We start from the raw sequence: 15,542 nt of genomic DNA, 5'->3' as shown, positions 1-15,542 counted from the left end.
TTTCAGTTTGTTGATTAATTATACTATTCCGTAAATATCAGATTCTTTCATGATCAAGAACTCTTTGCCATCGATGGTAACTTCAGTACCAGAGTACTTACCATACAATACTTGATCTCCAACTTTTACATTGATTGGTTCATCTTTCTTACCCGTACCGATAGCGACAATTTGTCCTTTCTGTGGTTTTTCCTTAGCAGTATCAGGAATGATAATACCTGATGCTGTTTTTTCTTCAGCCGCAGCAGGTTCTACTAGAACTCTGTCAGCAAGAGGTTTGAAATTTACTTTAGACATGTTATTTAAACGTTTAAGTTTATTGGAATTTCTTTTTTGCATTTCTTCTTAACATTTAGTGTGCCAATACCTCAATGTCAGGTTATTGATAGATACCTATGACATTTTTGCAGACATAATGTCAATATTCCTCTAAATACGTTTATTGGATTTTGACAAACTGACATTTGCTCATTAATTTCTTAATTAAAATTTCGTTTATGGATAGACTCAAACATGATTGGCTGACAGAAGGATTAATAGATTACGAGTATAAGAAGTACATATTATTGGCATATTTAAAAGATGTTGGAAGACGCTTTAATAGGTCCGAGTTATACCCATTTATGTCAGATTTAATTTTTCATTATCGAAATCTTATTAAAGTAAGAGAAAGTAAAAAGCTGATGTTTGAAAGCTTTCCTGAATCATTGACTGAGGCAGACTTTAATAAGTTAAGACTTACATATAGTAAGGTTGTAAATGATGACGAAGTGATGGGCCAAATTGAGGAAATCATTGCTTTTGCCATTCCAAAAATGAAAGGAATGTTGGAGGAAGGTAAAGAGCTATTTGAGTTTGTAGAGGAAAATATTGAACTCGAACCTGTTGGGGTTTCTCCAATTTATTCAGATGAAGGGTACTTATTCATAAATCAGCAATCTTCTGTCGATATTTCTATTTTCCGATATCAAGTGACTTTTTTCGAGCATTCAGAAGAAAAGTTTAGAAGCATGACTACTCAGTTTTTGATGAATGAAATTCATGGTGTTAGTAAGACATATGAAAATATCAAAATTCAGCTAACAAAGCAGTTTAGTGAACTTCCAAATCCAGCTACTTATTTAGCATTCAGTAAGTTAACACTTCCTTTAAATGAGACATTATTACCTGTCGCTAAACGAATGTTGGTACAAAGACTTGCTTCAGCCTAAAAGGTATCTGCCATGGTTATAAAAATTAGTGAATCATAGTAAGGTTGAATTAAAATTCTGTTGTTTAGAACATAGTTTGAGGTAACTAGATTTGCTTCAGCAATACCTAACCAAAATTCCAACCTCACTAATGAGATATATTATTCTTACTTCAATATGGCTTTTAATGATTCAAGCTTGTACGGAGCCTTTTGAAGTTGAAAATAAGAGAGATGTTATGATTCTTGACGGCAGAGTATCGTCAAATGTAGGTCAATCATTTGTGCGGATTTATAAGATTAATGCAGACGGTTCGCAGACTACATTCAATGATTTTGACGTCCGTATCGTAGATACCAATGAGCAAGAGACAACATTCATTACACAAACTTCTTTTTCAAATACATACCTACCTGAAGATTTTGGTTTTGTGGGTCTTGAAGGGATAGGCTATAAAGTTATTGCGACCAATTCTGATGGAATAATGTTAGAATCTGATTTTGATTATGTGGTTGAACCAATAGATTTTGATTTTGAGATTGGAGATACAACTGTCGTAGTAACCTCTCAGGCTAATGAACCAATTTTTAGAGATGCAACAACTGCTATAGCTAGTGTGACCAACGATGGGACTCCAATTTATTCTAAACTAGATTTTAACTATCGATATATGGAGCTTTTCACGGAAGACACGATCATAGTTCAAGATAATGATTACGTACTTTTCTCTTGTGATGATAACAATGAATGTGATGATAGGGTAGATGTGACAGCAGGATTTACAACCCGATTTGAATGGTTTTTTATTTTAAGAAGTAGATTCTGTGATAGACTTGCTTCTGTCACCCAACTAAATTTTGTTGAAAACTGTACCCCGGCAGGTTCAATGGGATGCTGTGAGTACCGAGACCAATGGGAAACCGTCTTCAAATTGGAATTAGAGTCTTTATCTAAAGAGACCTTTATGTTTTGGGAAGACTTGGAAAGACTTACCACTGGCAATGGACTCATTTTCGATACGTATCCATTCCCGCTTGAAGGCAATGTCACGTGTCAAGGCTGTGATGGCGATTTTTTTGGATTACTTAGAGCTTCTTCAACAACTGTTAAAGAGCAAATTGTGATTTTATGATTAATGATTCCTTAGTAAGAATTAAAAGTGCTAAACTAAATTGAATAATGGTTTAGCGACAAAGCATTGTTAGCTTTAAACCTGACCCTTGTATGAAGAGATTATTTATAACATTCGCATGTTTGACGATAGGCTATGCCTATGGTCAAGTCGAAAAACCCCTTTCGGAATATTTAGAGCAGCTTGAAGCTTCTACTGATAAAAGTTTTTTTTATCAGAAGGAATGGATAGACTCTATTAGTGTTAAGAATACGGATAATGAAGACTATTTAAATGTCATTAGAAATGCCCTTTCTAAGTCTGGATTTCTTCTAAACGTTCGCGATGATCGCTATGTATTTATTTATCCCAACAAGCTTGAGTTAGAAAGAAAAGAGATTGTTAGAAGCAATTCTAGAGGGTCTAAACTGATAGAAAATATTAGAATCGGTAATCCAAATGCCTTGAGTACTGATTCTGATCATGTATTGAGTGGTATAGTTACTGATGAATTCAATGAGCCACTTATTGGTGTGAATATAAGTGTGGATGGAAGACTTGTGAGTAAGAGCGGAACAGACGGTGGATATAACATAGGACTTAAATCAGGAAATTATACTGTTGAGTTTAGCTACATAGGTTTAGAAAAGGAAACTCGGCTAGTAACTCTATATTCTTCCGGAAATCTTAGTATTTCACTTTTTTCCGATTCTAGAATATTAGATGAAGTAGTTGTGGAACAAGATGCGTCATCAAACAATAACCTTGGCCCCGCGATTGGTATTCAGAGAATTGGTATTGACAAACTTGAAAAGTTGGCTTCTGTTACAGGTGATATCGACGTAGTTAAAAGCATGACAACCTTGCCTGGGGTGACTGTTTCTGGTGAGAGTTCATCTTATTTGAATATTCGAGGTGGTAGTAATGATCAAACTCTTGTTCAGATGAACAATACCACAATTTTCAATCCAGGTCATTTGCTCGGATTCTTTTCAGTTTTTAATGGAGATTTTGTTTCAGATGTTTCAATCCTAAAAGGCAATATTCCGGCTAAATATGGCATAAGAGCTTCGTCGGTGCTAGATGTAAAAATGAATAAGTGGGCGAAGAAGAAATTGAACGTGTATGGTGGCTTAGGGATCGTAAATTCTAACTTGGGTCTAAAAGCTAAGGCCCTTGATGATAAACTTGATATTCATGTAGGAGGAAGGATATCATACATAAATTGGATTTTAGACTTCGTTCCAGATAAAGATATTCTACAGAGTTCAGCGCAGTTTGGAGATGTCAATCTATCATCGCGCTATAGAATAGATGATAAAAACAGTATTTTTCTATCAAGCTATTATGGAGAGGACTTTTTTAGGTTTTCAGACAAAATTATATACCGATGGTCTTCTTTGAATAATCAACTTAAATGGACGCGAGTTTTATCTGACGAGTGGATTTTAGAATCAGAGATAGCCTCGAGTATTCTTAGAAATAATTCAGAGAATTTAATAATCAATGACGAATTCGAATTTGAGAATGGAATATCTGAGTTATCATTCAAAAGTTTATTAAGCAGCGAAAAGATTATTGCTGGTATAGATGTAACTAAATTTGATATAGCTCTTGGTAATGTGGTACCAACTACGAATAACTCACTTGTGCAAGAAAAAAGCATTGATGAAGAGGATGTTTTAAATTTAGGAGCCCATGCGAGTTATCTTATTAAAGTGTCAGACAATTTTGAAATTAGTACTGGTCTGAGATTTAACTATTTCATGAATCTTGGAAATTCTAGAATTAACATTTATGAAAATGGAGCACCATTTACTCAAGAAAATGTCATTGGGCAGGAAGTAATTGACGAAGGAGATGTAAACTATTCGAAATATACCTTGGAGCCAAGAATTGGTCTTGAGTACAAGGTCAGCAATAATTCAATAAATGCTGGATACTCAAGAGTAAATCAGTTTCTACACTTAATTTCGAATACAGTACTTGTTAATCCTTCCACTGTGTGGAAATCAAGCGATAGATTCATACCTCCGACGCAGATAGACCAATTTTCTATCGGATATACACACAACTTAGTTGAACAAGATATTTCAATATCCATTGACGGGTTCTATAAAATCATGAATGATCTAGTGGACTACAGAAATGGTGCTGAATTGGTTTTAAATGAAAACCTAGAGCAAGCTACATTAAGAGGAGAAGGAGAATCGTATGGAATAGAGTTTCTTGTGTCCAAGGAACAAGGTTTTTTATCCGGAATAGCTTCTTACACTTACTCTAGAACATTTATAACAGTAGATGATCAATTGCAAGGTGTTCAAATTAATGATGGAGAACGATATCCTTTCTATTCTGATAGGCCTCATAATTTTAAAGCTACATTAGACTTTAAGCTATCTAAAAAATGGACGGTTTCCTCAAATTTCACATACCTCACTGGAGCACCAATTAATGCGCCAGTAAATGTGTTTCAGGTTGACGGAGTAAGAGTCCCTTACTTCTCAAGTCGAAACTCTAGTAGAATACCAGATTACCATAGACTGGATCTAGTAGTTTCACTGAAAAGTAGAATTAGGAAAACTAAGAAAAATAACGATAGATGGGTGTTTGCTTTGTACAATGTATATGGTAGAGATAATGTTGCTACGATTTTCTTTTCGAGTGAAAATAACGCACCCTCGCAGCCATTTGCACTCGTGAATGTTGGTCGAATGATACCTACAATAACTTATAAGTTTGAGTTCTAATATTGAATCACTCTAATTAGAATAGAATGAAAAATACGATATTATTTTTATCAATAGTCACGATTTTCGGATGTACGGAGCCTTTTTTTGAGCTTACCAAAAATCGTGATCATTTAGATGTAGTAGATGGTAAAATTTCAACAATTGAAGGAGCTTCTTACATTAGGATCTTTGAACAAATTAATGACAGTATTCTAGTTCCAATCCCGGGCTTGAATGTATCTGTAATTGCAGATGATGGAGAAATATTTCCTTTCGCTTTTGAAGCGAGTAGGTACATTCCTATCTCATCGGCATTTAAGGGTGAAGTAGGTCGTCAATATAGACTTGAAGCGTTTAATGAGAGCATTTCAATCGAATCCTCATTCGATATGATACCAGATTCGATACCATTAAGTATGGTGACCGTGGATACCTTCATCACAATACTAGTGCCGCCATTGAATTTGGTACAAAAGGTGGATGCTGTAGCAGCTATTGCATTAATAACTTCTGAAAATGAAAGTCAAGCCAGATTAAGGTTCGAACATTCTTATGAGAATGTGCTAACTAGACAAATAGAAACCACAACTTTTGATCAATATGCTTTGTATTCATGTGATAAAAATATCGATTGTAATTTTAATGAAACAAGAGTTCCAGTAGGTACTACTACTCAACAGTCATGGATGTTTTTTAACTTATTAATACCGGATTGTCGAAGTAATACTGGCGAAGTGGACATTAGCAATGGGTGCATTGCTCCATGTTGTCTTCAACAAGATGATCATCTTACTGAGTTTAAGGTATATGTTGAAGCAATGTCAGTTTCATCTTTTGAGTACTGGAGCCAAATTGAGAAGTTAACCAATAATAATGGATTAATATTCGATACCTTTCCTTTTCCTTTAGAGGGTAATATCACCTGTGATGGATGCGAAAATGAAATAGTTGGAATATTTAGGGCAGTAGCAGAAACTACTGCAACTGAAAATAGAATCTTATGAAACAACCTATCACCTTACTTTTAATGCTTTCATTTTTCTCACTTTTTTCACAAACAAGTGAGAAGGAAATAAATCAACTTTATAAGGATTACCAGTATTATAACTCAAGAGAATTTGCTTATCTCAAGCCTGATAAAAAGATCTATTATAGCGGTGAGAGTTTAGATTTTGATGTGGCTGTTTTTAATCAATATTTTTCGCTCTCAAAACTTAGTAGAATCATTCATGTTGATCTTTTAAGTGAGGATGAAGATGTAACTAGGAACTACATATTTAGACTTGAATCCGGAAAGGCAAAAGGCAAGATCAGTTTGCCTCAAGATATCCCTTCTGGCAATTACCAGATGGTTGCCTATACTCACTTTATGAGAAATCATGATATAGATTTCTCTGCTCATAGAGTACCAATTTATGTGCAAAATGTTCTTGATGAGTCTACGAGTCAAGTTGTAAAAGCAATTGGATATCCGGATGATTTAAGTACGAAAGCTTTCGAGAATACCAATGTAGTTGATGTATCAGTAAAGCCTAATGCAATATCCTTGGAAATTCAGACACCGACTAATGAGGATTTTTTTGTTGTTAGTGAGGGCTTTAAATCTGTTCAGCTTATCGCCAAGATTAATCCTAAAGGTCCAGTAACTCAATTTGCTCTACCTAGAGGTCAATTTAAAGGCGGATTTCAACGATTCATTCTACTTAATTCGGATTTGGAAATTGTTGCAATTCGTCCATTTTATTTGAATAGCTCCAAGCCAATTCTTCGAAAGAAGAATGTAGAGAACAAAGTGTCAATAGATGTTGTCGATAATTTGATTACAAAAATTCATTTAGAGGACCAATCCAATCCTATCAATGATGAATTAACATCACTGTTTAAAAGACTCTATCGAATCTATTTCAACATTCCATTAGGACAGTCTTTAGAAGAATTGACTTTTAATGAACTTACTGCTGATTCTACCATGATTGGTTTTTCAAAGTATTCTTATGCGAGATGGAATGAGGTAGTTGATGGATTGCGTAGTGATTCAAATATTCAACATTTTCCTGAGAAAAATATCCAACTGAGTGGTAGGGTAGAAGGCGACTCAACAATAGTCGCTGAATCTAATATTGCAATACATCTGTTTGAAAATCAACTTGATATTACGAAGAAACTTGATTTAGATGGTAGGTTTTTTGTGGAATTAATTTTACCATCTGGACAAGATTATTTTAAAGCAACAGTTTTAAACGATGCCGCTGTTGACATATCTGAACAAGTGAATATATTATTCAATGAATATGAATCGTTTAGATATAATTCAAATCTAAGTTTTCATGAAAAATCGCTAACAGATTCAATTATTAAATCGAATCTTGAATTCAAATACATACTATCCACTTATTCTACTGAAAAGGCTAAGAAGCAATTTTTTTGGGATGATATAAAGTTTGATAAGAAAACTTTGATCTCTGACTACTACAGTGGGATAAAGGATTTCGAAGAGTTTATAAGAGAAGCTGTGGCTAATGTTAGTGTGGCGGAGAGAAAAGGGGAGAAGATTTTAAAAATTTACAATTACTCAGAGGGTAATTTTGGCAAACCTCAATTGGTTATTCTTGACAATTATGTTCTGAATAGTACGGTGCCATTGTTTAAAATTCCTTTGGACTCGATCGAATCTATAAATACGATTTTCAACGAAGAAACATTGAAAGCAATAGGTAAAAACTTTCTGAAAGGTATTATAGTAGTGAACACCAAAAGTGGAGCATACCCAGTTGCAAATTCAGAACTTGATCCTTCGTTTAGAGAGTTTACTGGCTATACAATAGGCCTATCCAATAATGAGGTGTCAGATCAGTTTAACTCTACTGTTGTCTCTGACCTATCATTTAGCATTAGAGAAGACTATGAGTTTAATGAGAAAACAATGCAAAAGAATGGTCGCTTAAGCATTGAAAGTTTCTCCAAAGAGGGATTTTATTTCAATACCTCTGCGCCTATAAAAAAGTAGTTTCTATTTATTCTACTGAATCTGTTTCAGAACTAGTAAGATCATTCAAATCAGACGAACCAGACTCTGCAGGTTGAATAGATTGAGGAATTACAGGCTGAGAAGTCTGAGCATTATCAATATTTGGACTTGATAAAACATCCGTGTTTTCTGTTGGCTGCACAAAGTTTGTAGAAACGGAAAGTAGTAGTAAGGCAATTGCAAAGCCCCATGTTAGTTTCTCAAGAAGGTCACCTGTTTTCTTCACTCCCATAAGTTGAGAAGTCCCAGAACCACCAAACTGGCTTGAAAGCCCTCCGCCTTTAGGGTTTTGTGCCAAAACTACAAGAATCAACAACACTGCGACAATAACTATCAAGGTTACAATTATTCCGTACATCTATCTATTCTATTTTTGAAATTAAGTCCGCAAAGTAAGATTTTTTTTCTGGATATTTCAAGCTTAATGCCTCATAGATTTCAATTGCACGTTTTTTATTTCCTTGATGGAGATAAATTTCTGCTAAATACTCAGAAGCTAAGTTTGGATCCCAAGCGCCACTTTGTTCTGCAAGATCCTCTGAAGTCTTTTCATCCTGGCGCTGATACTTGATTGTTGGAGAAGTTTTTATGAATTTGTCGATAAGATCCTTTTGAGATTTGGGCTCGCCTTTCCCATCATCTTTCTTCTCTTCTTTGTTTTTGGTAGACTTTGATTTCGTACCCGAAGCTTTTGTTGATTTTTTGGTACCCTCTTTCTTAGTGGTAGTCTTTTTAGGACTTGCTTTTTTTGCAACAGGCTTCTTATCTGAGGACTTTTTTTCAGCTACTTTTTTTGTAGTCGTTTTTTTATCTGCATCTTTCTTTGCAGTCGCCTTCTTGGTAGCTGATTTAGTTGTAGTCTTCTTTACTGTAGTCTTTTTGCTACTTACTGAGGTCTTTTTTGTTGACTTCTTTTCCTCTTCTTTAGCCGGAGTTTCAGATTCTTTTGATTCTTCAACTTCTTTTTTCTTGGTGGTCCTTGATTTTGGCTTATCCTTTTGCTTACCTACCTCTTTGGCATCACTATTTTCTGTTTCGTCAGATTCCTTACTTTTCTTAGTTCGCTTATTTTTTCTAGGTACAGCTTTAGCTTTAGATAGATCAGGAAGTTTGATCTTATCTGATTCATCATCTTTCTTTTCAGCTGAAGATGCATTTTCTGTTTCAGAGCTTTTCTTGTCTTCGTCTTTATCTTCAAATACGGAAGGGTCAATATTTTCAGGCGGCTTTAAGTAGCTTCTCGTAGCAAATCTTGAAAATCTTGGTTCTCTAATTACACGTTCAGGACGGTCTGAATCCTCTTCTTCTTTAGGTGATTTTGGTTTAGTATCAGTATCATCAGATCTTTTGTCTGAGGTGATCTCTGCAGCTTCATCCGCAAATTCCTCTACTGACTCTTCTGTTTTAACTAATTCTTCAGATTCTTTTTCCTCTGTCTCCTTAGTATCTTCTTTTAATAACTGTTCTTCTTCTTGCGCCTTTTCTCTTGCTACTTCCTCCTTTGCTTGAGCTTCCTCTCTTGCGACTTCTTCTTTAGCTTTTTTAGCTGCGTCTAGAATTTGCATAGTAATTTCTGACGCGGATTTTTTAGATGCTTCTGTTGTACTTAAATCTTCAGGAGAAGCCTCTTTTTCAATTTGTATATCCTCTTGTTTTTTCTCTATGTCTTTGTTTGAAGCTTTTTTCACAGCTTCTGATACAGCATCATCTTCTTCAATTTTTTGTTGAACTTCTGCAAACTTTTCTCTTGAAGCCTTAAGGTTTACCATATCCCTTTGCAATTCGTCAAGAATGGAGTCTAATTCACCACTAGGAACATCAGGGATCTCTGGTTGAGGCTTCTGTTCTTTCGACTTTAATGCAGATGGTCTTTTGTCAGTTCGATCACTTTTATCTTGTTCTTCTTTCCGAACTACTTTAGAATCTTCAGTTTTAGGACTCTCAATAGGTGGACGACCTGATTTTTTAGATTGAAGGTTTTCTGAAGTGGATGATTTGTCAGCAGTCTCCTTACCCGTGACTCTGTTTTCTGAAACTTTAGTAACTTCTGTAGCACTACTAGATACTGTTTCTTCTTCAATTTTTGCAGGTTCTTTTAGAAAAAACAGATTGCCATTTAAGTACTTCTTCAAAAGCACTCGATCAGTAGAATAAATTGCTGCAGAGGCAATTCTCTTCTTTGTTTTGGGATGCCCTTGTTCCTTGCTGGCTTTAGCTAGCAAAAGTCTGGCACTTAAGAAATAAGGATTTTCGTTAACAATTGCCTCTAGTTCATCCAACTGCTCTTCTGAAAGCTTATGTGGGTCGCGTAAAAAGGCTATTAACTCGGTTTTATTCACAGGATTAGATGACGGTGTATATGCTAAAATTAAGCAAAATCACCAATTTGCCACTGAAGCATTGAAGATATCTAGTACAATTTGATCGAATATTTCTTCTACAAACAGTTCTTCGTTAGAAGCCAAATTAGTTGAGTTGTCAAAGTCTTTGAAGAAAGAGAAGCTTTTATCAAAGTCAAAAGTAGGATCACTTATATTAGTATAAGTGGCTGAAACTGTGATTGTAATGCGAGAAAGAGCCGAGAAATCTGCCTGATTTTGACTCCCAGCGGTTGCTGCTACAGGGGTTATTGTATAGTTAGAAATAAAACCATCAAGTTGTAAATCGCCATTATTATCGACAAGTTCCAAACTTGTATTTTGTTGAAAATAATCCTTAATGGTTTCAGTGAATACCGCACTCATATTCGATGGACCTAATGCTGCATTATTATAAAATTGTTGAATAGATATAGTTTTTATCTCTGGAGATAGTGTTCCTCCCGTGAAATTGTATACTCCACAACTAGTTGGAATACATAAGGCGAGTATTATTAGTATAAGGCTACAGATTCTCCAGTTCATATTGCTTAATCTTCCTATACAAAGTTCGTTCCGAAATCCCTAAATCCTCTGCCGCGTACTTACGTTTATTCCTATTTTTCTTTAGAGCTCTAATAATCAATTCCTTTTCTTTCTTTTCTAATGAAAGAGAATCCTCTAATTCCATTTCATGGGTAATGTCCTCTACTTCTGAGTCGAATGTTTCATCATTGGAGGAAATGATAAGGGTAGGCTCTTCGATAGACTCTTCGTTTGCTTGATATTCTTCTAAATTGGCAGCTTGCGAGTCGATGTTTTTGAAGAGTGATTTATGATCTTCCAAAATTTCTTGATCGTTTTCATTTCCTTCAAGCATTTTGAAAACAAGCTTCTTTAATTCTGCCATATCGGACTTCATGTCAAAGAGAACTTTGTATAAAATGTCTCTCTCTGTAAAATTATCCTTGTCATCCTCTTTACTTACTAGAGCCGGGAGATTACTTCCTGTTCTTGGAAGATATGTTTGCAGCTGGTCTATAGTAATTTCTCGGTCAATGCTTAATACACTTATTTGCTCAACAAGATTTTTAAGCTGTCTTATATTTCCTGGGAATCGATGTGCTTTAAGATATCCTTTTGAGTCGGCAGATAGGACAATAGGTTCTGTCTTATAGTTTTCAGAAAAATCATATGCAAACTTCTTGAACAAGAGTACAATATCTTCGCCACGTTCACGTAAGGCAGGTACATAAATTGGGACGGTACTTAACCTATAATACAAGTCCTCTCTAAACTTCCCTTTATTGACAGCGTCAAGAAGGTTGACGTTAGTCGCTGCAATTACTCGAACATCTGTTTTTTGTACTTTCGACGAACCTACCTTAATAAATTCTCCATTTTCAAGTACTCTAAGTAGTCTTGCTTGTGTGCTTTGTGGCATTTCTCCGATTTCATCTAGGAAGATTGTACCACCATTCGTTACTTCAAAGTATCCCTTACGTTCTCCAGTAGCTCCGGTAAATGCACCTTTTTCATGACCAAAAAGTTCAGAATCAATAGTGCCTTCAGGAATTGCCCCACAATTAATTGCAATAAATTGTCCGTGCTTTCTATGAGATAGGCTATGTATGATTTTAGAGAATGATTCTTTGCCGGCACCACTTTCTCCAGTAATTAATACGCTCATGTCAGTAGGGGCCACCTGCATTGCGACACGAATAGCATTATTGAGTTTGTCAGAATTTCCGACAATTTCAAAACGTTGCTTTATAGCTTGAACTTCAGAATCAATTTTTAAACTCATACTAATTCACCAAAAAGTGTTGCAGCAGTGCAATCTGTTACCTTAACATTGACATAAGTGCCTTTAGGAACGTCAGCATCAAATATGATAACCTTATTGGCACTGTTTCTTCCTTGCATCTTGGCTTTTGATCTCTTGCTAGTCCCTTCAACGAGAACCTTGAAATTCTTGCCTACATCTAGCTTGTTTCTTTCTAATGAGATTTTTTGCTGCTTATCTATAATTTCCTGAAGTCTTCGCTTCTTAGTTTCTAATGGAATGTCATCCTCGTATTTTTTAGCAGCTAGTGTGCCTGGTCTTTCTGAATAGAAAAACATATATGAGAAATCGTATTTAACATAGTCCATTAAGGAGATTGTTTCCTTATGTTCCTCTTCTGTTTCGGAGCAAAAACCTGCAATCATATCAGAGCTTATGCCACATTCATCACCTATAATATCACGTATTGCGTCAACTCTATCAATGTACCATTCTCTGCTGTATGTTCTATTCATCAATTCTAAAACACGGGAATTTCCACTCTGAGCTGGAAGATGAATGTAGTTGCAAATGTTCTCATACTTTTTCATTGTATGTAGAACATCATCAGTAATGTCTTTTGGGTGAGAAGTAGAGAATCTAACTCGTAAATCTGGATCTATCTGAGCCACCATTTCAATTAGATTCGCGAAAGTCACTATGTCAACATCCTCTTTTTTGTTCAACCGAGCTTTGTTGTTCTCTTCTGCAGACCATTTATATGAATCAACGTTTTGGCCAAGCAATGTAACTTCTCTGTATCCATTTTTAAATAATTCAATTGCCTCGTTTACTATGGATTGTGGATCGCGACTTCTTTCTCTTCCACGAGTAAACGGTACAACACAAAATGAGCACATATTGTCACATCCACGCATGATAGATATAAATGCAGAAACACCATTAGAATTTAGGCGTACTGGAGAAATGTCTGCGTAAGTTTCTTCTCGTGAAAGGAATGTATTAATACCTTTTTGTCCTTCCTCAGCTTGCTTTACCAATTTTGGTAAGTCTCTATATGCATCTGGTCCTAATACAAGATCTACAATTTTCTCCTCTTCTAAGAGCTTTGATTTAAGCCTTTCGGCCATGCATCCTAGTACTCCAACAGTAACGTCACGATTCTTCTTTTTAACACCGTTAAAAAAGTTTAGTCTATTTCGAACTGTTTGTTCTGCTTTTTCTCTAATAGAGCAGGTATTAATTAGAATAACATCGGCATGTTCAGGAGAAGATGTGGTTCCAAAACCTTCTTTTTTTAGAATGGACGTAACTATCTCACTATCAGAGAAGTTCATTTGGCATCCATAACTTTCTATGTAAAGTTTTCTCTTGGACTTACTATCATCATCAATGGTGGTTTTAAACTCACAAGATTCTTCTTGCTGTTTTCCCTCTTCAAGTAAGTCAATATCTGCTATCAATCCTTGCATCGTGCAAAGATAGAAACAGTCGTGACATTTTGTCAGCTTTCTTAGAATAGAATTTAGTCTAGTTTTAAAAGAAAAATGGCATTAGAAATTGAGGTAAGGGGATTTAAACCTAAGTACGGTAATGATTGTTGGTTTGCTCCCAATAGTTCATTAATAGGAGAAGTAGAAATGGGTAATGACTGTACAGTTTGGTTTGGAGCTGTGGTTAGGGGAGACGTCAATTACATTCGTATAGGGAATAATACTAATATTCAAGACAATGTAACAATTCATGGGACTTATCAAAAATCAGGAACAACAATAGGTAATAATGTTTCGATAGGCCATAATGCCGTAATTCATGGGTGCACAATTGAAGATAATGTGCTTATTGGAATCGGAGCAATAATTTTAGACAATGCTGTGATAAAATCAGGATCAATTATTGGAGCTGGAACGGTAGTACTTGCAAATACAGTCGTTGAAGAAAATTCGGTTTACGGAGGTATTCCTGGAAAAAAGTTAAAAACAATGGATGTTGAGAACAAAGAAATGCTATCAAGAATAGCAGGCAATTACTCAATGTATGCCGGATGGTTTAAAGAAAGTAAGAAATGAATGTTATAGTTAAAATAGTGTTATCAGCGTTGGCCGTAATTGTTGCAGCTTATCTTTTACCAGGTATATACGTAGACGGTTTTTTCACTGCTATTGTGATTGCTATTGTTTTGTCATTGTTAAATGCAGTGGTAAAACCATTATTAATCCTTCTTACGCTTCCGATTACATTATTAACACTAGGAGTATTTCTACTAGTGATAAATGCCCTTATTATTTTATTGGCTGACTCTCTTATATCAGGTTTTGTGGTCCATAATTTTTGGTGGGCGCTTATTTTTAGTCTGCTGTTGTCTCTAATTAATTCACTGTTCTCGGATCTTAGAAAAGAACATCAGAAGTAAACAGGGCATTGAGGGTCTTTCTTATAATTTCTCAGCTTCACACGGTAGTTCAACATTATTTCGTGAGTTCCTCTTGAATGGTTATTTAAGGCATTTACAGTTGCATCATAAGCATACCCTAGTCTGAAATTTTCATTCAATATTAGTTGGGTTAAGAATACTATTGCATCCCCACTTCTATAAGAAACTCCAGCATATGCGATGCCATCAAAAATAATTGTTGCATTCAGATCCCATCCTAAAGGATTCTGTTCTTGAAATCTTAATAAGGCAGAAGGACTGAATTTTATATTTTGGTTAATATCAAAAATTACTCCTCCAGTAGCATAATAATATCTACTTTCTTTAGCATCCGAGGTAGTACCATCAGCTTGAACTTGAAATAAGCTGTTTTCTAAGATATAAGGAACAGATATACCAGCATACATTCTTGGATTAGCAAAATAAATCCCTGTTCCAAAATTTGGGGTAAATCTTGTTGGTGTTCCTGTTAGAAGTTCATCTTCTTGATTTAAAATATTTAATTCATCAAAATTGGATCTTCTATTATCAAACCCTCCAGAAAGTCCCATAGCCAAGATACCTGCACTTGTCTTGATTTTATAGGCTCCGCTGAGGTACACTGCGGATTCTTTATGTACGCCTATAACATCTTGTGATGCTTGTAACCCTAGTCCTATTTGATTTCCATAAAACGAGCTATGTACAGCAAAAATGTTCGAGACGGGTGCACCATCGACATTTATCCATTGCTTCCTGTGTAGAAAACTAGCACTCAGAATATTCAAACTTCCTGCATAGGCTGGATTAAGAGATAGCCCATTAAACATGTATGTGGACATTACCGGCCTTTGCTGAGCAAAAGCCACATAACTAATACAGAAAATCAATATAGCAACTAAGATCTTTTTCATTTGTACATCTA

General features: G+C 35.3%; 14 protein-coding genes. 7 read left to right on the top strand and 7 right to left on the bottom strand.

What is annotated here, in order from left to right; genetic code table 11:
- Positions 1 to 18: 18 nt before the first annotated feature.
- Complete coding sequence (locus tag ACY650_RS18945) at positions 19 to 297, bottom strand: co-chaperone GroES (protein WP_462250018.1); 279 nt, start codon at positions 295 to 297, stop codon at positions 19 to 21.
- 200 nt (positions 298 to 497) lie between these two features.
- Between ACY650_RS18945 and ACY650_RS18940 the strand changes: the two genes are divergently transcribed.
- The 5 genes from ACY650_RS18940 to ACY650_RS18920 all read left to right on the top strand — a co-directional run bounded on the left by ACY650_RS18940 (position 498) and on the right by ACY650_RS18920 (position 8,040).
- A complete protein-coding gene (locus ACY650_RS18940) occupies positions 498 to 1,211 on the top strand; it encodes a hypothetical protein (protein WP_462250016.1) in 714 nt (237 codons plus the stop codon).
- 130 nt (positions 1,212 to 1,341) lie between these two features.
- Positions 1,342 to 2,322: a DUF4249 family protein gene (locus ACY650_RS18935; protein ID WP_462250014.1), complete on the top strand. Its 981-nt coding sequence runs from the start codon at positions 1,342 to 1,344 to the stop codon at positions 2,320 to 2,322.
- Positions 2,323 to 2,414: 92 nt separating this feature from the next.
- Positions 2,415 to 5,051 carry a TonB-dependent receptor gene (locus ACY650_RS18930; protein WP_462250012.1) on the top strand — a complete coding sequence of 879 codons (2,637 nt, stop codon included), beginning with the start codon at positions 2,415 to 2,417 and terminating at the stop codon, positions 5,049 to 5,051.
- Positions 5,052 to 5,077: 26 nt separating this feature from the next.
- On the top strand, positions 5,078 to 6,037 hold the full coding sequence (locus tag ACY650_RS18925; protein ID WP_462250010.1) for a DUF4249 family protein: 960 nt from the start codon (positions 5,078 to 5,080) through the stop codon (positions 6,035 to 6,037).
- Positions 6,034 to 8,040: a hypothetical protein gene (locus ACY650_RS18920; protein ID WP_462250008.1), complete on the top strand. Its 2,007-nt coding sequence runs from the start codon at positions 6,034 to 6,036 to the stop codon at positions 8,038 to 8,040. Before ACY650_RS18925 ends, ACY650_RS18920 begins: the two co-directional genes overlap by 4 nt.
- Before the next feature lie 7 nt (positions 8,041 to 8,047).
- On the opposite strand, the gene secG is transcribed toward ACY650_RS18920, so the two are convergent.
- Genes secG through miaB form a run of 5 tightly spaced genes read right to left on the bottom strand, consistent with a single transcriptional unit; the run spans position 8,048 to position 13,676 of the window.
- On the bottom strand, positions 8,048 to 8,419 hold the full coding sequence (gene secG, locus ACY650_RS18915; protein ID WP_462250006.1) for a preprotein translocase subunit SecG: 372 nt from the start codon (positions 8,417 to 8,419) through the stop codon (positions 8,048 to 8,050).
- A 4-nt stretch (positions 8,420 to 8,423) separates the two neighbouring features.
- Positions 8,424 to 10,400 carry a hypothetical protein gene (locus ACY650_RS18910; RefSeq protein WP_462250005.1) on the bottom strand — a complete coding sequence of 659 codons (1,977 nt, stop codon included), beginning with the start codon at positions 10,398 to 10,400 and terminating at the stop codon, positions 8,424 to 8,426.
- 39 nt (positions 10,401 to 10,439) lie between these two features.
- Positions 10,440 to 10,964, bottom strand: a complete 525-nt coding sequence (lptE, locus tag ACY650_RS18905; RefSeq protein ID WP_462250003.1) for an LPS assembly lipoprotein LptE — start codon at positions 10,962 to 10,964, stop codon at positions 10,440 to 10,442.
- Positions 10,945 to 12,225, bottom strand: coding sequence for a sigma-54 interaction domain-containing protein (locus ACY650_RS18900; protein ID WP_462250001.1), 1,281 nt, complete (start codon positions 12,223 to 12,225; stop codon positions 10,945 to 10,947). Before ACY650_RS18900 ends, lptE begins: the two co-directional genes overlap by 20 nt.
- Entirely contained in the window at positions 12,222 to 13,676 is a 1,455-nt protein-coding gene (gene miaB, locus ACY650_RS18895; protein WP_462249999.1) for a tRNA (N6-isopentenyl adenosine(37)-C2)-methylthiotransferase MiaB, read from the bottom strand. The genes ACY650_RS18900 and miaB overlap by 4 nt, the downstream gene beginning before the upstream one ends.
- 75 nt (positions 13,677 to 13,751) lie before the next feature.
- On the opposite strand from miaB, the gene ACY650_RS18890 reads away from it, so the two are divergent.
- Both ACY650_RS18890 and ACY650_RS18885 read left to right on the top strand, forming a co-directional pair.
- Positions 13,752 to 14,273: a gamma carbonic anhydrase family protein gene (locus tag ACY650_RS18890; protein WP_462249997.1), complete on the top strand. Its 522-nt coding sequence runs from the start codon at positions 13,752 to 13,754 to the stop codon at positions 14,271 to 14,273.
- Positions 14,270 to 14,617 carry a phage holin family protein gene (locus ACY650_RS18885; protein ID WP_462249995.1) on the top strand — a complete coding sequence of 116 codons (348 nt, stop codon included), beginning with the start codon at positions 14,270 to 14,272 and terminating at the stop codon, positions 14,615 to 14,617. Before ACY650_RS18890 ends, ACY650_RS18885 begins: the two co-directional genes overlap by 4 nt.
- On the opposite strand, the gene ACY650_RS18880 is transcribed toward ACY650_RS18885, so the two are convergent.
- Positions 14,608 to 15,531 (bottom strand): PorP/SprF family type IX secretion system membrane protein, encoded by a 924-nt coding sequence (locus tag ACY650_RS18880; RefSeq protein WP_462249993.1) that lies wholly within the window; start codon positions 15,529 to 15,531, stop codon positions 14,608 to 14,610. The two genes, ACY650_RS18885 and ACY650_RS18880, sit on opposite strands and share 10 nt — an antisense overlap.
- Positions 15,532 to 15,542: the final 11 nt, after the last annotated feature.

This window comes from Ekhidna sp. (assembly GCF_963691765.1).
Taxonomy (GTDB): domain Bacteria; phylum Bacteroidota; class Bacteroidia; order Cytophagales; family Cyclobacteriaceae; genus Ekhidna.
The sequence above is the reverse complement of the archived record's forward strand: the minus strand, read 5'-3'. Positions and strand labels throughout refer to the sequence as shown.